Source organism: Pseudoalteromonas sp. 2CM32C (assembly GCF_023161925.1).
GTDB lineage: Bacteria > Pseudomonadota > Gammaproteobacteria > Enterobacterales > Alteromonadaceae > Pseudoalteromonas > Pseudoalteromonas marina.
In genome coordinates this window covers 1-17,825 of sequence record NZ_JALNTI010000008.1, presented here as the reverse complement: position 1 = coordinate 17,825, position 17,825 = coordinate 1, and the positions used below count along the sequence as shown (strand labels likewise).

Sequence of the window (17,825 nt, the reverse complement as noted above, 5' to 3'; positions counted from 1 at the left end):
AGTGTGTATATAAAAATGGGCCTAGCGGCCCATTTTTTATCTTCAATCAGCTGTATAAGCTTTGAGGGACTTTAGTCACATTCAAATGTACCGTGATCTCTTCTCTATCATGGTATAAATGTTTAGCTTGTAATTCGTAGCTAATACTATACTTAGCAAGCTCTTCTTTTATCATTGCTAAGCACTCATATACACTGTCAAAGCGCTTTTTCATTGGTAATTTAAGATTAAAAATAAGCTCTTTTGCATAGGCATTAACTGCCCAATCAATCATTAGGCTTGTGACTTTGGTTGGTTTTTCTACCATGTCACATACAAGCCAAGTAATGTTTCTTTTCTCTGGACGATATTTAAAGCCATCCTCTCTAAAATGCTTAACCTGCCCTGTTTCCATTAGGTTATCATTCATTGGTCCATTGTCTATTGCATTAACAAACATGCCTCTGCGCACCAACTGATATGTCCAACCACCTGGGCATGCGCCTAGGTCAACACATCGCATACCTGCAGCAACACGTGTTTCTCTTTGTTGCTCTGGTATAAACACATTAAACGCTTCATCAAGTTTAAGTGTAGAACGGCTAGGACCATCGCTTGGCATACGCAAACGTAAAATCCCCATAAAGTTGGGTGAATTGTTATAGCTGTATGAGTAGCCAACATATGCGGTATTATTTTCCAAAAATAACACATGCATCACAGGCCGATTTGCCTTTGACTCACGCAACACGGTGTTTTGTTTCTCTAGTGCTTTTTTAAGCGGTGTGGATATTTTTTTACAAAAAGTAAGTAGTTCTTTCCCTTCGTTTGTATCAGGCGTCTCTACTCGTAGTTCAGCGCATAAAGGAAAATCTTTAGCTGCTTGCACAACTGCGCCTACACGGTCTTCTAAAGGCATATCTTCTAATAATGTGCCGGCAAACCACTGGCGAGCAAACACCATATTTTTGAAATCGATTTTTTTGATTATCTCGTCGCTATGCTGCGCTTCAAAACATTCATATATAACGTAACCTGTATTAGGTTTTGCCTTTACATACCCTGCAAAACCCTGCTCAGCAGCATGAAATGTTATTTCAGCAGCTGCATCGTTTTCAAACCCACTGCGACAATAAATCACAACACTAGACATAATAACCCTTAAACTTTTTAAAACTTAAATCGTGCAACTTGCACTAAAATAACAATCCAACCAATAATAAAGCACACCCCACCAAGAGGAGTAATTGGCCCTAACCACTTCATTCCTGTCAGTGCTAATAAATATAGGCTGCCACTAAAAAGCAATGTACCTATTATAAAAAAATGGCCAGCCCAATTTAGGTTAATACCCCATTTTAAGAGTAAAGCTACTGCAATTAATGCTAAACCGTGCACCATTTGATACTCAGCGGCTGTTTTAAACACACCTATCGAATACTCTGATAGACGACTTTTTAGTCCGTGAGCGGCAAAAGCCCCCAACATAACCGAAAGCATACAAAATAAACTGCCTGCCATTAAAAATAGTTTTGTCATTATTTACCCAACATTTTGTTTATAAATTGTGCTGTACTAGAAGCTGCTATTTGGCGGTTTTCTAATTCAGTAATGCCACTTTTTTTACGTGGTTTTAACGAATGGTCGCCATCAACCAGCCATATATAGTCGGGCTGTTTTGGCATTGCCAGCGTTTTTAGTTCTTCACGCGTACCAAATGTATCTCGCTCACCTTGCAACACTAAAAATGGACAAGGAATATCAGCAAAGTGTTCTGTACGAAGCTTGTCTGGTTTACCTGGTGGATGAAATGGGTAACCAAATGCAATAACGCCTTTAATTGGCTGCTTAGTTGTGCATGCAAGTATTGACGCCATTCGCCCACCCATTGATTTACCGCCAATAAACAAGGGTAATTTAGGTTGAGCATGCGTTAATACTTGCTCATAGTATGTAAGCAACTTGGGAGCACGCTCTGGCGGGCGTCGCTTGCCGGTTTGCTTTGCAATTTGCATATATTCAAAATCAAATAAACCAACATCAACACCCTGCTCACTGATCAGTGCAGCCACGTGCTGCATAAAGTCAGAATCACTGCCAGCACCAGCACCATGGGCAAAAATAAACTGCGCAATTGCGGGTTGGCTTTGACTTTTGAACCATTCAATCATGATTAATACTCTTGCTCTTGTTCAACCAAACTTAGCATCCATTCTTTAAATGACACTATTTTTCCCAGTTCAGTTTGTGACTCACGAAGCACCAAATAGTAAGCGTTTTTACTTTCTAGACTATGGCTAAATGGAATAACTAGTCGCCCCGCATCAATATCTGGTTTAGCTAACACACTATTCCCAATTGCAACGCCTTGACCATGAACGGCAGCTTGCAGCACCATAGAAGAGTGGCTAAATATAGGCCCTTGATTTACTTGTACATTACGTACACCCGCAGTTTTCATCCACGTTTTCCAATTTTTACGTGTAGTGTCATGCAATAAGGTGTGCTGTGCTAAATCACTGGGTTGATCAAGTGGTTTGGGGCCACTCAATAACATAGGGCTGCACAATGGCACTAAATACTCTGTATGTAACTTATAAGCTTGCACTCCATTCCAGTGGCCACGCCCGTAGTAAATGGCAATATCGACATCGTCGCTTAACGAATTTTCGTCTTGGTCTTGTGCTTTTATTCTTACGTCAATTTCAGGGTGTAATTCATTAAATAAACTTAAACGAGGCACTAACCATTGAATAGCAAAACTAGGGGTTAAACTTACCGTTAATGAGCCTTTGGCCCCTCGCGCAAGTAACTTTTCTGTGGCATCAATCAGTTGCGTAAAAATTTCTTTAATATCTAAAAAATAACCTTGGCCTTCTTCCGTTAATAATAAAGAGCGATTTTTTCGTAAAAATAGCTTTAAACCTAAATGTTCTTCGAGTGTTTTTATTTGATGACTGACAGCTGCTTGAGTTACATAAAGCTCTTCTGCGGCTTTTGTAAAGCTTAAATGCCTTGCTGCAGCTTCAAATGCTTTGAGTGCGTTTAATGGGGGGACTCGTCTTGACATAATAACCAAGCTTTGAATTAGTTTTTTTTATGCATGAATTATATACCCATGACAAGAAAGAGTATATTTAAGGTGTAAAAAAAGCGACTAATGTCGCTTTTTATTATGCGGTCACTTTTTATAAGTCGCTAGCGCTGGTATCTAAAGGCGCAAAACTCTTAACCAAATCATCTACTGCTTTCATTTGCGATAGGTAGCCTTCTAATTTACTAAGGGCTAATGCACATGGTCCATCACACTTTGCTTCATTAGGGTTTGGATGTGCTTCTATAAATAAACCAGCGATCCCCAAAGCCATTCCACTTCTGGCTAACTCTGCCGCTTGAGCTCGACGCCCATCAGCTGAATCTGCACGACCACCTGGGCGTTGCAGTGCATGCGTTGCATCAAAAATAACTGGTGCCATTGCTTTCATGTCATCCATACCTAACATATCAACAACCAAGTTATTATACCCAAAGCTAGAGCCACGCTCACAAAGTGCAATATTATTATTACCAGCCTCATTAAATTTAGTAATGATGTGGCGCATTTCATGTGGTGCTAAAAATTGCGGCTTTTTAACATTGATAATCGCACCTGTTTTTGCCATAGCAACAACTAAGTCTGTTTGGCGGGCTAAAAAAGCAGGCAACTGAATAACATCAACCACTTCAGCAACCGGCGCCGCTTGATGCGGTTCGTGAACGTCAGTGATAAGAGGAATATTGAAGGTGTTTTTAATTTCTTCAAATATTTTTAACCCTTCTTCCATACCTGGGCCACGGTACGAGTTGATTGAAGAACGATTAGCTTTATCAAATGATGCTTTAAACACATATGGTATGTTTAGTTTAGTTGTCACTTCTACATAATGCTCTGCAATGCGCATGGCTAAGTCGCGCGATTCTAAAACGTTCATACCACCAAATAAAACAAACGGTTTGTTGTTTGCCAATTCAATATCATTAATTTTGATAATTTGATCTTTCATTTTAATTCCTTAAGGTGCAACTGCTTGCAACATTAATCCACAAATATAAGCCATGTATGTACCCACTCCGTAACCTAATACAGCCAGTAAAACACCGACAGGCGCAAGCGAAGGATGAAATGCTGACGCAACAACAGGCGCAGACGCTGCGCCTCCGACATTAGCTTGCGAGCCTACTGCCATATAAAAAAGCGGTGCTTTAATTAATTTTGCAACAAGCAACATTAAACCAGCATGTACTAGCATCCAAATAGCGCCCACTAAGAACAAGCCCGGGTTATCAAAAATAGCGGTTACATTCATATGTAAGCCAATTGAGGCAACTAAAATGTATAAAAAGCTTGAGGCTACTTTAGATGCACCAAATGCTTCAATCTGTCTTACTTTAGTAAAAGACAAACTAATACCAATGGTAGTTGAAATGACAATTAACCAGAAAAACTTACTGGTTAAACTGTACTCTTTTGCCCATGAATAGTTATTAGCGAAAAACGGCCCTAAAAAGTCTGCGCAAAAATGGGCTAAACCAGTAATACCAAATGCAATAGCAAGCAATGTCATGTAGTCATTCAGCGTTGGCATGCGCGCATGCTCTGCATGGTATTTTTCAACACGCTGCTTTAAATCTTCAATTGCGCTGGTGTTTGCTCCTGTAGCAGCATCAATTTTCTTATGGTTAGCTGCCATTAGTAACAAAACTGCCATCCAAATATTAGCCACTATGACATCAACGGTGACCATCACTGAAAAAATATCGCCGCCCACCTCAAACATTTCTTTCATTGAGGCTTGGTTTGCACCACCGCCAATCCAGCTTCCAGCTACGGTGGTCATGCCGCGCCATACGGCATCTGGCCCATGTCCGCCTACAATTGTAGGGTCTACCGCGCTCACAACTAAAATAGCCAGAGGTCCGCCGATAACAATACCGAGCGTTCCGACTAAAAACATAATTAGTGCTTTAGGGCCTAAGTTTAAAATCGCTTTTAAATCAATGCTAATAGTTAAAAGTATCAAACAGGCAGGTAATAAATAGCGTGAAGCAACGTAATAAACATTCGATTTATTACCATCGACAATCCCAAACGTATTAAGCAAAGAAGGTAAAAAGTAGCAAAGTAATAGAGCCGGTACATATTTATAGAACGTTTTTAATGCTGGGCGCTCGCTGTTTGAGGTTTTAAATATAAACCCCAAAATAACCGCAAGTAAACCAAGCACAACTGCATCATTGGTGATTAATGCGCTTTGTGTTTCAACCATGGTATTCCCTAATATTAATGGTGAGTTTTATTATTATCTTCTAATTCTTCAATTTGGTGCTGGATGATTTCTATTGCTGGATCATCTGGGCATTCATCTACAAAAAATTGTAGATCATCTCGGGCCATTTTAGGGCAATCGAGCTGATTTAATAAATACCCTCTGTCACGCCTTTCGTAGGGGTCGTCGCCAATTAATTCCATTAACATTTCAACGCATGTTAATGCGTGGCCAAATTTATTTTCACTAATGAAAGACCACTTTTGCTGCGCTAAGAAAAGCTTATAAACTTCATCGTCAAAAATAAGTTCTAAGGGCTCTTGCCCTTCAGCTTCATCAGCATTTTCAGGAATAATATACCAACTTTGCTGACCGCTACTTGGCTCAACCAAATAGCCTTCTTCATCGCTCATAGCAATATGAACACCTATATCACCTTGATTTAGGCTCATACTGGCATCGAGGTTAGCCTGTTGTAAAAAATGACAAAGTAAAATTGCCAGAGTAGTTGGCGAGCCGCTACGCATAGTTAGGGTGTAGCTTAGGCTATTTAATTTATGCTCAGGTACTTTTAAACTCGAAGCGCTAAATAGCCATGTACTGTAAAAGGTGTCTAGCAACTTATCTAAGCGTTCATGAGAGTCGGGTACAACAATACATAATGCATTAATTTGTTTTTCAAAATCAGCAAGAACATCAAAAGCGGCTGTTAAGTCTAGTTGTGGATCCCATTTCGATTCAGCCTTAATACAACGATAAATTGCCGCAGGGGTAAAGTCATCGTAAGCATCATCAATATAAGAGTCATCGTGTTCATCAAACCCAAAAGTGGTCATCAATACTGCAACATTTCTAGAAAACGAACGCGTAGTTTACCTAATTCTACCCATATATTCCAATAACGAAATGTACTTGACCAAATGCATGGAGGGAATATTCGAGCTTTAGAGATACTAAAGCTCGGTAAATTTATTTAAGGCTTAAAGTAGTAATGCTGACTTGGCTGTTGCCAAATAACCAATAGCTAAAATAACAAACGTATTTACAATAAGGTATGTTAGTTTAGCCAAAAAATTAGTTTGCTTAGCGCTTATAATTCCAATAGCAATATAAGCAACCACTAATATAATTTTTTCTAATAACCAATGTTGTTCAAACGGGTTTATCTTCCCCATATACATGAGTGTAAACGCAGAAATTAAAAGTAATGTATCCATGCTATGACTACCAATAAATACAACTTTATTGCGAGCAATTTTGCCACTGCCCATCCGTGAGAAAGATCGAATATAAAATAAAACTACACTCAATGCTGCTATTGCCATGTGTGAGTGCTTTACTGCTAAATAATCCATATGCCTCTGTTCTTCTATTTATATAAAATTAATCCGGGTAACGTTTGATAATTATTTCAAGTTCATCAAGGTTTGCGTTAAAAACATCAACTAACTTTGGTTCAAAATGCGTGCCTTTTTGTGCGTTTATCTCTTCAACAACACGCTCGAGCGTCCATGAATCTTTATAGCAGCGTTTATGCCTTAACGCATCATATACATCAGCCAATGCCACAATGCGGCCGAATATATTAATTTTATTTCCTGCTAAACCTTCAGGGTAACCAGAACCATCCCACTTTTCGTGATGTTCCTTGGCTATAGTGGCACCTGCACTTACAATTTCATGTGCTGATCCTTTTAAAATCCCATAGCCTTTATCAGTGTGGGTTTTCATTACTTCCCACTCTGGTGCATCAAGCCTTGCGGGCTTATTTAATACCGAATCGGGGATACCTACTTTGCCTACATCATGCAAAGGCGCAGCTAATCTAATCAAATCAGCTTGCTGTTTAGATAAACCATAACCAAGCGCCAAAGCATGGCAAATATGTGCAACACGTTTTACATGATTACCTGTTTCCGTAGAGCGTTGTTCAACCGCTTCACTTAATCTGTAAACAAGCTCTTGTTGCGTGGCCTCAATTTCTGATTGTAACTGAACATTTTCAAAGGCTAATTGTACATTTTGAGCAAAAATTTCAACGAGGTTGCGTTGTGTATCGGTTAGTGTATTTGGAATGCCTGTGATAAACAGCATTGAGCTGTGGTTATATTCACTGCTGCAATAAGCAAATAGGTAATTATCTTTGTAGATAATAGACTGATTATTTAACGCTTCTTGGCATGCGCTTAGTTGCTCCGCGTGTAGCACCTCTTCCAGGTCTTTACCTTCACTTTTTTCAAACTCACCGGTACCTGAACAAATAATCATTTTATTGTTCTGAGATGCTGGGTTTTGTGCAACAAGGGTGGTCGCGTACATAGCCTGATCTGAAATACCAAGCAATGATGTAAGTTGCTGCATTACTCCTTCTATAAAATGCTCTATTGAATGTGCAGAAAAAATATTGCGTGATGCAGTTATTATTTTCTCAAGGCCAACACGAGATTGTTCTATTGAAATAATATCGCGGTACGAACGAAGGCTCGACATGATAACTGTAAACAATTTTTGTGCGGTGAGTTCTGTTTTTGATTTGTAGTCGTTAATATCAAAATTAACTATTACTTGGCGTTCTGGTGCCTGACCAGGTTGGCCGGTACGTAAAATAATACGAATGTGGTTATTTTTTGCGGTTTCACGAATATATTTTACAATTTGCAGGCCTGCATCGTCTGTTTCCATTACAACATCAAGTAAAACAATTGCTGCGTCTTTATGCTCATCAATTAAAGTTTTAGCCTCAGCGCCAGAATACGCGCTGATAAATTCTAAACGTTTATTTTGAAACTCAAAATCACTCAATGCCAATTTAGTAACTGCATGAACTTCAGGTTCGTCATCAACGATTAGTACTTTCCAGGTGCCCAAATCGGTGTTATCTACCGGTGTATCTGGCTCATCTGAAAATAAAAAGTCACCCATCATAATTAGAATTCCTACATGACACATTTAACACACGGATGCAGTAATAATTAAGCTTATTATGGCCACTGTGCGAGCGTTACACGGTCATTTTCACCAAGATCTTTTATCGTTTTAATATTAACAAAGGCCATCGTTTTAAAAAATTCACGAACAGCAAAACCTTGGTCATAACCGTGCTCTATTAGAAGATAGCCACTAGATAGCAAATAGTCACGTGATTGTGTAATTATTTGTTTAATATCAGACATTCCTGAATCTTCAGCAACTAAGGCAGATAAAGGTTCAAATCGCACATCGCCTTGAGCCAAATGTTCGTCACTACTTTCTATGTACGGCGGGTTGGTCACTATAAGATCAAAATATTCATTATCAAGTGAGCTAAACCAATTGCTTTGTTTAACACGCACATTACCAAGTCCTAGACGCTGTTGATTCCGAGTTGCAAGCGCTACAGCGTCAGTCACTTTATCAACCGCTGTAATATTCCACAAAGGCATTTCACTACCCAATGCCAATGCAATGGCGCCAGTACCTGTTCCCAAGTCCAAAACTTTTGCATTTTCCGAAATTCCTAAACCAAGTGCAGTCTCAACTAATGTTTCAGTATCTGGCCGCGGAATTAACGTTGTTGCATTGACTTCTAAGGTTAAACTCCAAAACTCACGTTGCCCTGTAATATGCGCTACAGGTTCGCCGTTTAATCGCCGAGCGCAAAGAGTATCAAAGGAGTGTTGTTGCTCTGTACTGAGCAACCTTTCGGGCCAAGTAAAAAGATAGCTACGTGGTTTATCAAGAACATGAAGAAGTAATACCTGTGCGTCTAATTTCGCACTTTCGCTGCTTTGCGCTAATAAATTAGCGCCAGCAGCAACAGCTTGCTCGAGAGTTTGATTCACTATTACTCATCGCCCATTGCGGCAAGTAAATCAGCTTGGTGCTCTTGCATTAATGGGTCTACAATGGCACCTAAATCACCCGCTACAACTTCATTTAAGCGGTACAGCGTTAAGTTGATACGGTGATCGGTTATACGTCCCTGCGGATAGTTATATGTACGAATACGTTCAGAACGGTCACCACTACCAACTAAGTTACGACGCTCAGAGGCTTCTGCTGCATGACGCTTCTCATCTTCAGCTTGCTGTAAACGCGCTGCAAGTACTGACATCGCTTTAGCACGGTTTTTATGCTGCGAACGCTCATCTTGACATTCAACAACCACACCCGTAGGTAAATGCGTAATACGAATTGCTGAGTCAGTTTTATTTACGTGCTGGCCACCTGCACCCGATGCTCTAAAAGTATCTACTTTTATATCGGCGGTGTTAATTTCAATTGCTTCAGCTTCTGGAATCTCTGCCATTACCGCTACGGTGCACGCCGATGTATGAACACGACCTTGCGATTCAGTCTCTGGTACACGTTGTACACGGTGTACGCCAGACTCAAATTTAAGCTTACCGTATACGCCTTCACCGCTAATGTTAGCAATGACTTCTTTGTAACCACCGTGTTCACCTTCATTGGTAGTTACTACTTCTAATTTCCACTTTTGCGTTTCAGCAAAACGGCTGTACATTCTAAATAAATCACCGGCAAAAATAGCGGCTTCATCACCCCCTGTGCCTGCGCGGACTTCTAAAAATACATTGTTATTATCTTTTGGATCTTTAGGAAGCATTAATACCTGAATTTCATCTTCAAGGCTCAATATTTGTGCTTTGGCTTCTTTATACTCTTCCTGTGCCATTTCTCGCATATCAGGGTCTGAGTCTTTAAGCATCTCTTCAGCGCTTGCTAAATCTTCTTTTGTTTGTTGAAACGATAAAAAAGTTTTAACTATTTCTTCAAGTTCAGAGTATTCTTTTGAAAGGCCACGAAAGCGATTTTGATCGCTAATAACCGACGGGTCGCTCAACAGTGCTTGTACTTCTTCGTAGCGCTCTACTAGCGTTTCTAATTTATTATAAACAGACTCTTTCATTTAACGGTTATTCCTGATCAATACCTAACATTTTTTTCAACTGATTTAATTGAGCCACTTCACCTTTTTTAGCCGCATCTTGAATGGCACGGGTAGGCGCGTGCATTAAGCGGTTGGTTAACTTATTGGCCAATTCTAAAATTACTTTTTCTGCGTCTTTACCACTAGAAAGCTGGCTAACTGCTCTTTCTACTAATTCCGACTTAATTGTTTGAACATCGTTTCGATAGTGACGAATTAACCCCACAGAATCGAGTGAACGCATCCACATACAAAACTCTTTGGTGCGCTCAGTAATAATTATCTGTGCCTGCTGTGCAGCTTGTTCTCGCGCTGCCATATTTTCACTTACAATCGTTTGTAAGTCGTCAACCGAGTATAAATAAGCCGCATCTAGCTCACCAACTTGGCTTTCAATGTCGCGCGGTACCGCAATATCAATAAACAACATCGGTTTGTTACGGCGCTGCTTTAGTGCTTGCTCCACAACACCTTTACCAATAATAGGCAGTGTACTGGCCGTTGAGCTTATTATAATATCTGCGTTATGCAAACGCTCTGGCAACTGCGCTAATGCAATGACATCTGCAGACACTTCATCGGCTAAATTGCGGGCTCGTTCAATCGTTCTATTGGCTACTGTTATATTTTGTGGCTCATTTTGATACAAATGCTTAGCAACCAGTTCTATTGTTTCGCCTGCACCTATTAATAACACATTGGTTTTATCAAGCTTGCCATAAATATGCTTAGCTAAATTAACAGCCGCAAACGCCACCGAAACTGCACTGGCGCCTATGTTAGTTTCAGTTCGGACCTCTTTAGCAACCGAAAATGTCTTTTGAAACAAACGATCAAATGTAACACCCACTGCATCATGAGTTTTAGCACTATTATAGGCTTGTTTAATTTGCCCTAAAATTTGCGGTTCACCTAACACAAGCGAATCTAAACCGCAGGCAACGCGCATTAAATGGTTAATTGCTTGATTGCCCTCATGGCAATAAATGTTATTACTCAGTTCCTGTTCATCTAAACCATGGAAACTGGCAAGCCATGCTAACAGTGTTTGGGAATTTTGCTGAGCAAGGCTACAATAGATTTCTGTTCGGTTACAGGTAGACACGATCACAGCTTCATTAAAGTCGGCATGGCCACTTAATTGCTGCAACGCCTCTGACATTTGCTCAGGCGAAAAAGCCACTTTTTCACGCAGTTCTACGGAAGCAGTTTTGTGATTTATACCTAGTGCTATTATGGTCATGTTTGCCAAATATTGCTGAGCCCTACTTTAAAGGCGGCAATTTTACCAAAAATCAGCGGAATATGGAAAGTAAGGAACAACATTTGATTAGACATTATTTAATATTAGCTATAACTTTTATGCTTTTAAGTGGCTGCGCGCAACAATCACCCGATAAAACAGCAATTTACGACAACTGGAAAGGTCAACTCGCCAATCAAAAAACTTGGCATGTAGAGGGGAAACTTGCTTTTATTAGTCCCGATGAGCGCCAATCTGCAAACTTAAATTGGCAGCAACAAGAAAATAACAATAATTTAGTACTGACTTCATTTATTGGCACACGCATTTTACAACTAAAACAGTCGCGCAATGTTGCTGAGCTTGAATTTGACGATAAAGTTTATGTAGATACCAATGCATCTGCGCTGCTTAAGCGCTTAACTGGCTTTGCTTTACCTGTTAATAATGCTGATGACTGGCTTAAAGGCACTATTGATTCACAATCGTTACAAGTTGATGAACTTGGCCGTTCGAAGCAAGTACTTTGGTTAGATAATGAAAGTAAACAATGGCAAATAAACTATGCTGATTATATACAAACCGCTGGTTATTGGTTGCCTACAAAACTGACGCTCAAACACCAAAAAATTAAAATTAAAATTCAACTATATGACTGGCAATTTAATTAACTATGAATAGCAAAACCTTTTTTTCACTTATTGCACCTGCAAAACTCAATTTATTTTTACATATTAATGCGCGCCGAGATGACGGTTATCACGAATTAGAAACCTTATTTACCTTCTTAAACTTCGGCGATGAGCTCTCTTTTGAGTTAACAGATGAATCATCAATTTTAATCACTGGTGATACTAAAGACATACCACTTGAAGATAATCTCATCTATAAAGCTGCTTTAATGTTACAAACTGATGCTAAAACAAAGCACGGTGTAAAAATAAATTTGATAAAACGACTGCCTATGGGAGGAGGTGTTGGAGGGGGATCGTCTGATGCGGCAACAACACTATTAGCGCTCAATAAACTGTGGAATATTAATTACGACATTAATAAACTTGCTAATTTAGGCTTACAATTAGGGGCTGATGTGCCTGTATTTATACGTGGTGAAAGCGCCATTGCGCAAGGCATTGGGGAAAAACTACACCGTGTTGAACTTGCGCAAAAATGGTACTGTGTTGTGCACCCAAACCAGCATGTAAGCACCGCTAAAATATTCACTCACCCCGACTTAAAACGCGATACACCAAAAATCTCAGGTGATTGGAATCGGCAAACTTTGCACAACGATTGTGAGCCTTTAGTTAAAAAGCTATGCCCCGAGGTTGAAAAAACCCTCCAGTGGTTGCTAAAATACGCTCCGTCGAAGATGACCGGAACAGGTTCATGTTGTTTTGTAGAGTTTGATACACAAGCTCAAGCTAGCCATGTACTTGCTAACCTCCCCCATACTTGGCAGGGATTTGTAGCGTCAAATGCTAATATCTCTCCCGCTCATACGGAGTTAACCGCCATTTTCGATCAATGAAGTAACGTAAAAGTAATCATAAGTTAACTCGTAATGATTTTTATCATTACTCGTTAGTCCAAAATTTCAGTGCCTGAGGAACCCTACCGTGCCTGACATGAAGCTCTTCGCTGGTAACGCAACACCTGAGTTAGCTCAAAAAGTTGCAAAACGTTTATATATTGAATTAGGCGATGCTGTTGTTGGCCGTTTTAGCGACGGTGAGATCAGTGTTCAAATTAATGAAAATGTTCGTGGCTCGGATGTTTTTATCTTGCAATCAACCTGTGCCCCTACAAACGATAACCTTATGGAACTTATCGTTATGGTTGATGCTCTTCGTCGCGCATCTGCGGGTCGTATTACTGCCGTCATTCCTTATTTTGGTTATGCCCGCCAAGACCGTCGCGTACGTTCTGCCCGCGTACCAATCACTGCTAAAGTTGTTGCCGATTTCTTATCGAGTGTAGGTGTAGACCGTGTACTTACGGTTGATTTACATGCAGAGCAAATTCAAGGCTTCTTTGATGTACCAGTAGATAATGTATTTGGTAGCCCTGTATTACTTGAAGATATGAAAGAGCGTCATTTTGATGATGTTGTTATTGTTTCTCCAGATATTGGTGGTGTAGTGCGCGCACGTGCAATTGCAAAACTATTAGACGATACTGATTTGGCTATTATTGATAAACGCCGCCCACAGGCAAATGTTTCTCAGGTAATGCATATTATTGGTGATGTAGAAGGCCGTGACTGTATCATTGTTGATGACATGATTGATACTGGCGGTACGTTATGTAAAGCCGCTGAAGCACTTAAAGAACATGGTGCTAAACGCGTATTTGCTTATGCAACTCACCCTATTTTATCAGGTAAAGCAGCTGAAAATTTACGTGATTCTGTTATTGACGAAGTTATTGTAACCGACTCAATTCCATTATCTGATGAACTTAAAGCGCTTGATAAAGTAAAAGTGCTAACGCTTGCTGATATGTTAGCAGAAACTATTCGTCGTATTAGCAACGAAGAATCTATTTCAGCAATGTTTGAGCACTAATCTCAGGTATTTGCTGAAAACAAAAGCGCCTTTTGGCGCTTTTTTTGTATGCTATGTATATTTTACTGAATCACAGTGGTATGATAGCGCGCCTTTTGGCTAGGGACCTTGGTCGCAAAGGCCCTAAACTTTTAAATAATTGGAGACATCATGTCTAACACAACTTATACATATGACGCTGAACTTCGCGTAGAAACTGGTACTGGTGCGAGCCGCCGCCTACGTCGCGAAGACAAAGTTCCTGCAATCCTTTACGGAGCTGACAAAGAAGCTTTATCTCTTACTTTTGCTCATAAAGATATGATCAAAGCACAAGAAGACGAAGGTTTTTACACTCATATTCTTACACTTAATGTAGGCGGCGAGAAAGTTGAAGCTATCTTAAAAGATATTCAACGTCACCCATTCAAGCCTAAGCTTACTCACCTTGATTTCCAACGTGTAGACGCAACTCATAAATTAACAACTAAAGTTCCTCTTCACTTCATCGGTGAAGAAATCGTAACTAAAGCTGGCGCAACTGTTGTTCACCAGTTAACTGATGTTGAAATTTCTTGTCTTCCAAAAGCATTACCAGAATTCATTGAAGTAAATGTTTCTGAGTTAGTAGCTGGTGATTCAATCCATATCTCTGATTTACAACTACCTGCAGGCGTTGCGTCTGTTGAATTAGGTAAAGGCGAAGGCCATGACCTTTCAGTAGTTACAATCAAAGCAAACAAAGCAGCTCCAGCTGAAGACGAAGAAGCTTCAGACGCTGCAGAATAATATTTAAGGTCTCGCACCTTGAATTCTATTCAAATGCTTGTGGGCCTGGCTAATCCAGGCCCCGAATACGCAAATACACGCCACAATGCAGGTGCTTGGTTCATCGAGCAACTCGCAGCACGCTACAACTGTACGCTAAAACACGATCCTAAATATCACGGCCTTACTGGCAAAGTGATAATCCAAGGCCAAGAATTCAAATTATTGATCCCCACTACTTACATGAATTTAAGTGGTAAAGCGGTCAGTAGTTTAGCCAACTTTTTCAAAATCCCTGTTAAAAATATCTTAGTTGCACATGACGAGATGGATTTAGAGACCGGTGTCGCCAAATTAAAAAAAGGGGGCGGACACGGTGGTCATAATGGTTTAAAAGACATTATGGCAAAAATGGCAAATCAAAAAGATTTTATGCGTTTACGTGTTGGCATAGGTCATCCAGGACATCGTGAAATGGTTACCGGCTGGGTGCTTGGAAAAGCGCCAAAGGTTGACCAAGAAAAAATGGATGCTGCTGTAGATGAAGCAGTTCGTTGTATGGAAATACTTGCAAAAGACGGCGTGCTAAAAGCACAAAACAGACTTCATTCGTTTAAACCCTAATAAACTTGAGTCCAAGTGCACGGTTAAACGAATTCTAAACAAGGTATCTTACTATGGGTTTTAAATGTGGCATCGTTGGCTTGCCTAACGTAGGTAAATCAACGCTTTTCAATGCATTAACTAAAGCGGGTATTGAAGCCGCTAATTTTCCTTTTTGTACCATTGAGCCTAATACAGGTGTGGTACCTGTTCCAGATCCTCGCTTGGACGAGCTTGCTAAAATTGTAAACCCACAACGTATTCTTACTACAAGTATGGAGTTTGTTGATATTGCAGGCCTTGTAAAAGGCGCATCAAAAGGTGAAGGCCTTGGTAATCAGTTCCTAGCGAATATTCGTGAAACTGATGCAATTGGTCATGTAGTACGTTGTTTTGAAGACGAAAATGTAATACACGTAGCGGGTACAATTGACCCTGCTGACGATATTGACGTGATCAATACTGAGTTAGTACTTGCTGATATGGACAGCGCTGAGAAAGCGATGTTCCGTAATGCTAAAAAAGCGAAAGGCGGCGATAAAGACGCAAAAGAACAAAATGCGGCGCTTGAAAAAGTAAAAGTACACCTTGATGAAGGCCTTACACTTCGATCGTTAGAATTAACTAAAGAAGAAAAAGCAGCTATCAGCTCTATCAACTTCTTAACTATCAAGCCAACTATGTATATTGCAAACGTAGCAGAGGATGGTTTTGAGAATAACCCACTACTTGATCGCGTTCGCGCTATAGCTGAATCAGAAGGCGCTGTGGTTGTCCCTGTGTGCGCAGCAATCGAATCTGAGTTATCTGAACTTGATGATGAAGACAAACTCGAATTTATGGCTGACCTTGGCTTAGAAGAGCCAGGCCTTAACCTTGTAATTCGAGGCGGCTACGAATTACTCAAGCTACAAACTTACTTTACCGCAGGCGTAAAAGAAGTGCGAGCTTGGACAATTCCTGTAGGTGCAACAGCGCCGCAAGCTGCTGGTAAAATTCATACCGATTTTGAACGTGGATTTATCCGTGCACAAACCATTGCTTATGACGACTACATTAACTGTAAAGGTGAAAGTGGTGCAAAAGAAGCGGGTAAAATGCGCCAAGAAGGTAAAGAGTACATTGTTAAAGATGGCGATGTAATGAACTTCCTGTTTAACGTATAAGTATTTATTCCCTCTATTTAGGGAAATAAATTTTAAAGGCTCGTTTTTACGAGCCTTTTTTGTTTTTAAACGTATATACGCTGTCAGCTTTTAGGGGATAAATAACACTAAGTTAATTTTAAAAAAACGTAACCTGTTATACTTCCTCTTTAATCGGTGTTAAAAAAACGGCGTTTTTATTAAAATTTAGCCTGTTAGCTTAATTTTCCTGCAAACAAACACAGTTAAGCGTTTTTTTGCAAAAAATGTGTTGACGAATTTGGGTCATGTCAGCATAATACGCCCCGCACTCAGCGATGAAGTGCTAACAAAAAAGATGGCTAAGTAGCTCAGCTGGTTAGAGCACATCACTCATAATGATGGGGTCACAGGTTCAAATCCCGTCTTAGCCACCATTTATTTTTTGTTGCTCAATGAAGAGTTTAAAATAACTACCTTGTGTGCGGGAGTGGCGGAATTGGTAGACGCGCTGGATTTAGGTTCCAGTATCTTAGGATGTGAGAGTTCAAGTCTCTCCTTCCGCACCATTATTCTTGATAAGAATTAAAACTATCAGTTGTTTATTGTTGGGATATCGCCAAGCGGTAAGGCACCAGGTTTTGATCCTGGCATTCCCAGGTTCAAATCCTGGTATCCCAGCCAACAATGGCTAAGTAGCTCAGCTGGTTAGAGCACATCACTCATAATGATGGGGTCACAGGTTCAAATCCCGTCTTAGCCACCATTTCTTTTTTAAGAATTGGCTCTGCAAGAGTTAAATTGCAACTCAATGAAGAGTCTAAAATAACTACCTTTCTTTGATTATTCAAAGTTAAAAATGCGGGAGTGGCGGAATTGGTAGACGCGCTGGATTTAGGTTCCAGTATCTTAGGATGTGAGAGTTCAAGTCTCTCCTTCCGCACCATGTTCTTGATTAGAACTGAAATTATCAGCTAATTCTTTGTTGGGATATCGCCAAGCGGTAAGGCACCAGGTTTTGATCCTGGCATTCCCAGGTTCAAATCCTGGTATCCCAGCCAACTTCTTCTACCAAAGAGTGTTGTTAAAGAATAACTCTGTTATGAGTATAAACATAAAACTATATGCGGGAGTGGCGGAATTGGTAGACGCGCTGGATTTAGGTTCCAGTATCTTAGGATGTGAGAGTTCAAGTCTCTCCTTCCGCACCACGTTCTTGATTAGAACTAAAAAAATCAAATATTTCTTTGTTGGGATATCGCCAAGCGGTAAGGCACCAGGTTTTGATCCTGGCATTCCCAGGTTCAAATCCTGGTATCCCAGCCA

Annotated in this window: 18 protein-coding genes and 8 tRNA genes; 14 read left to right on the top strand and 12 right to left on the bottom strand. The window is 40.2% G+C overall.

Annotated features, from left to right (window positions below; genetic code table 11):
- Window positions 1–46 precede the first annotated feature (46 nt).
- The 12 genes from rlmM to hemA all read right to left on the bottom strand — a co-directional run bounded on the left by rlmM (window position 47) and on the right by hemA (window position 11,458).
- Window positions 47–1,132 (bottom strand): 23S rRNA (cytidine(2498)-2'-O)-methyltransferase RlmM, encoded by a 1,086-nt coding sequence (gene rlmM, locus MTF67_RS14365; protein WP_248519905.1) that lies wholly within the window; start codon window positions 1,130–1,132, stop codon window positions 47–49.
- 17 nt (window positions 1,133–1,149) lie between these two features.
- Window positions 1,150–1,518: a DUF423 domain-containing protein gene (locus MTF67_RS14360; RefSeq protein WP_006794512.1), complete on the bottom strand. Its 369-nt coding sequence runs from the start codon at window positions 1,516–1,518 to the stop codon at window positions 1,150–1,152.
- Complete coding sequence (locus tag MTF67_RS14355; protein ID WP_248519904.1) at window positions 1,518–2,150, bottom strand: alpha/beta family hydrolase; 633 nt, start codon at window positions 2,148–2,150, stop codon at window positions 1,518–1,520. Before MTF67_RS14355 ends, MTF67_RS14360 begins: the two co-directional genes overlap by 1 nt.
- A 2-nt stretch (window positions 2,151–2,152) precedes the next feature.
- Window positions 2,153–3,049, bottom strand: coding sequence for a transcriptional regulator GcvA (locus tag MTF67_RS14350; protein ID WP_006794510.1), 897 nt, complete (start codon window positions 3,047–3,049; stop codon window positions 2,153–2,155).
- Between the two features lie 118 nt (window positions 3,050–3,167).
- The gene (gene kdsA, locus MTF67_RS14345) at window positions 3,168–4,022 is read right to left on the bottom strand and encodes a 3-deoxy-8-phosphooctulonate synthase (protein WP_006794509.1); all 855 of its coding nucleotides are present in this window, start codon (window positions 4,020–4,022) and stop codon (window positions 3,168–3,170) included.
- A gap of 9 nt (window positions 4,023–4,031) precedes the next feature.
- The gene (locus MTF67_RS14340) at window positions 4,032–5,285 is read right to left on the bottom strand and encodes a DUF819 family protein (protein ID WP_248519903.1); all 1,254 of its coding nucleotides are present in this window, start codon (window positions 5,283–5,285) and stop codon (window positions 4,032–4,034) included.
- A 14-nt stretch (window positions 5,286–5,299) separates the two neighbouring features.
- Window positions 5,300–6,121: a tetratricopeptide repeat protein gene (locus MTF67_RS14335; protein ID WP_248519955.1), complete on the bottom strand. Its 822-nt coding sequence runs from the start codon at window positions 6,119–6,121 to the stop codon at window positions 5,300–5,302.
- Window positions 6,122–6,265: 144 nt separating this feature from the next.
- Window positions 6,266–6,640 carry a SirB2 family protein gene (locus MTF67_RS14330; protein WP_248519902.1) on the bottom strand — a complete coding sequence of 125 codons (375 nt, stop codon included), beginning with the start codon at window positions 6,638–6,640 and terminating at the stop codon, window positions 6,266–6,268.
- A gap of 28 nt (window positions 6,641–6,668) precedes the next feature.
- On the bottom strand, window positions 6,669–8,210 hold the full coding sequence (locus MTF67_RS14325; RefSeq protein ID WP_248519901.1) for a DUF3369 domain-containing protein: 1,542 nt from the start codon (window positions 8,208–8,210) through the stop codon (window positions 6,669–6,671).
- A gap of 56 nt (window positions 8,211–8,266) precedes the next feature.
- Entirely contained in the window at window positions 8,267–9,106 is an 840-nt protein-coding gene (prmC, locus tag MTF67_RS14320) for a peptide chain release factor N(5)-glutamine methyltransferase (RefSeq protein WP_248519900.1), read from the bottom strand.
- Window positions 9,107–9,108: 2 nt separating this feature from the next.
- The gene (prfA, locus tag MTF67_RS14315) at window positions 9,109–10,194 is read right to left on the bottom strand and encodes a peptide chain release factor 1 (protein ID WP_008133139.1); all 1,086 of its coding nucleotides are present in this window, start codon (window positions 10,192–10,194) and stop codon (window positions 9,109–9,111) included.
- Window positions 10,195–10,201: 7 nt separating this feature from the next.
- Window positions 10,202–11,458 (bottom strand): glutamyl-tRNA reductase, encoded by a 1,257-nt coding sequence (hemA, locus tag MTF67_RS14310; RefSeq protein ID WP_170865573.1) that lies wholly within the window; start codon window positions 11,456–11,458, stop codon window positions 10,202–10,204.
- 83 nt (window positions 11,459–11,541) lie between these two features.
- On the opposite strand from hemA, the gene lolB reads away from it, so the two are divergent.
- The 14 genes from lolB (at window position 11,542) to MTF67_RS14240 (ending at window position 17,825) form a co-directional block, all read left to right on the top strand.
- A complete protein-coding gene (lolB, locus tag MTF67_RS14305) occupies window positions 11,542–12,129 on the top strand; it encodes a lipoprotein insertase outer membrane protein LolB (protein WP_248519899.1) in 588 nt (195 codons plus the stop codon).
- Window positions 12,130–12,131: 2 nt separating this feature from the next.
- The gene (gene ispE / locus MTF67_RS14300; RefSeq protein ID WP_248519898.1) at window positions 12,132–12,989 is read left to right on the top strand and encodes a 4-(cytidine 5'-diphospho)-2-C-methyl-D-erythritol kinase; all 858 of its coding nucleotides are present in this window, start codon (window positions 12,132–12,134) and stop codon (window positions 12,987–12,989) included.
- An 88-nt stretch (window positions 12,990–13,077) separates the two neighbouring features.
- Complete coding sequence (locus MTF67_RS14295) at window positions 13,078–14,025, top strand: ribose-phosphate pyrophosphokinase (protein WP_008133143.1); 948 nt, start codon at window positions 13,078–13,080, stop codon at window positions 14,023–14,025.
- 150 nt (window positions 14,026–14,175) lie between these two features.
- Window positions 14,176–14,793, top strand: coding sequence for a 50S ribosomal protein L25/general stress protein Ctc (locus tag MTF67_RS14290; RefSeq protein WP_008133144.1), 618 nt, complete (start codon window positions 14,176–14,178; stop codon window positions 14,791–14,793).
- An 18-nt stretch (window positions 14,794–14,811) separates the two neighbouring features.
- The gene (gene pth, locus MTF67_RS14285) at window positions 14,812–15,396 is read left to right on the top strand and encodes an aminoacyl-tRNA hydrolase (RefSeq protein WP_348983494.1); all 585 of its coding nucleotides are present in this window, start codon (window positions 14,812–14,814) and stop codon (window positions 15,394–15,396) included.
- A 53-nt stretch (window positions 15,397–15,449) separates the two neighbouring features.
- Window positions 15,450–16,541 (top strand): redox-regulated ATPase YchF, encoded by a 1,092-nt coding sequence (ychF, locus tag MTF67_RS14280; protein ID WP_008133148.1) that lies wholly within the window; start codon window positions 15,450–15,452, stop codon window positions 16,539–16,541.
- A 318-nt stretch (window positions 16,542–16,859) separates the two neighbouring features.
- Window positions 16,860–16,936: transfer RNA gene (locus MTF67_RS14275), tRNA-Met, on the top strand.
- A gap of 47 nt (window positions 16,937–16,983) precedes the next feature.
- Window positions 16,984–17,068, top strand: a tRNA-Leu gene (locus tag MTF67_RS14270).
- Between the two features lie 40 nt (window positions 17,069–17,108).
- Window positions 17,109–17,183, top strand: a tRNA-Gln gene (locus MTF67_RS14265).
- Between the two features lie 5 nt (window positions 17,184–17,188).
- Window positions 17,189–17,265, top strand: a tRNA-Met gene (locus tag MTF67_RS14260).
- 95 nt (window positions 17,266–17,360) lie between these two features.
- A tRNA-Leu gene (locus MTF67_RS14255) sits at window positions 17,361–17,445 on the top strand.
- A gap of 40 nt (window positions 17,446–17,485) precedes the next feature.
- Window positions 17,486–17,560 (top strand) — tRNA-Gln (locus tag MTF67_RS14250).
- A 65-nt stretch (window positions 17,561–17,625) separates the two neighbouring features.
- Window positions 17,626–17,710, top strand: a tRNA-Leu gene (locus MTF67_RS14245).
- A gap of 40 nt (window positions 17,711–17,750) precedes the next feature.
- A tRNA-Gln gene (locus MTF67_RS14240) sits at window positions 17,751–17,825 on the top strand.

Bases quoted from the DNA above. Each gene is read 5' to 3' on its own strand.
- MTF67_RS14330 (WP_248519902.1), bottom strand. From the start codon at position 6,640: ATGGATTATTTAGCAGTAAAGCACTCACACATGGCAATAGCAGCATTG.
- MTF67_RS14335 (WP_248519955.1), bottom strand. From the start codon at position 6,121: ATGACCACTTTTGGGTTTGATGAACACGATGACTCTTATATTGATGAT.
- rlmM (WP_248519905.1), bottom strand. From the start codon at position 1,132: ATGTCTAGTGTTGTGATTTATTGTCGCAGTGGGTTTGAAAACGATGCA.
- MTF67_RS14355 (WP_248519904.1), bottom strand. From the start codon at position 2,150: ATGATTGAATGGTTCAAAAGTCAAAGCCAACCCGCAATTGCGCAGTTT.
- MTF67_RS14360 (WP_006794512.1), bottom strand. From the start codon at position 1,518: ATGACAAAACTATTTTTAATGGCAGGCAGTTTATTTTGTATGCTTTCG.
- ispE (WP_248519898.1), top strand. From the start codon at position 12,132: ATGAATAGCAAAACCTTTTTTTCACTTATTGCACCTGCAAAACTCAAT.
- kdsA (WP_006794509.1), bottom strand. From the start codon at position 4,022: ATGAAAGATCAAATTATCAAAATTAATGATATTGAATTGGCAAACAAC.
- hemA (WP_170865573.1), bottom strand. From the start codon at position 11,458: ATGACCATAATAGCACTAGGTATAAATCACAAAACTGCTTCCGTAGAA.
- MTF67_RS14325 (WP_248519901.1), bottom strand. From the start codon at position 8,210: ATGATGGGTGACTTTTTATTTTCAGATGAGCCAGATACACCGGTAGAT.
- prfA (WP_008133139.1), bottom strand. From the start codon at position 10,194: ATGAAAGAGTCTGTTTATAATAAATTAGAAACGCTAGTAGAGCGCTAC.
- MTF67_RS14340 (WP_248519903.1), bottom strand. From the start codon at position 5,285: ATGGTTGAAACACAAAGCGCATTAATCACCAATGATGCAGTTGTGCTT.
- MTF67_RS14350 (WP_006794510.1), bottom strand. From the start codon at position 3,049: ATGTCAAGACGAGTCCCCCCATTAAACGCACTCAAAGCATTTGAAGCT.
- ychF (WP_008133148.1), top strand. From the start codon at position 15,450: ATGGGTTTTAAATGTGGCATCGTTGGCTTGCCTAACGTAGGTAAATCA.
- MTF67_RS14290 (WP_008133144.1), top strand. From the start codon at position 14,176: ATGTCTAACACAACTTATACATATGACGCTGAACTTCGCGTAGAAACT.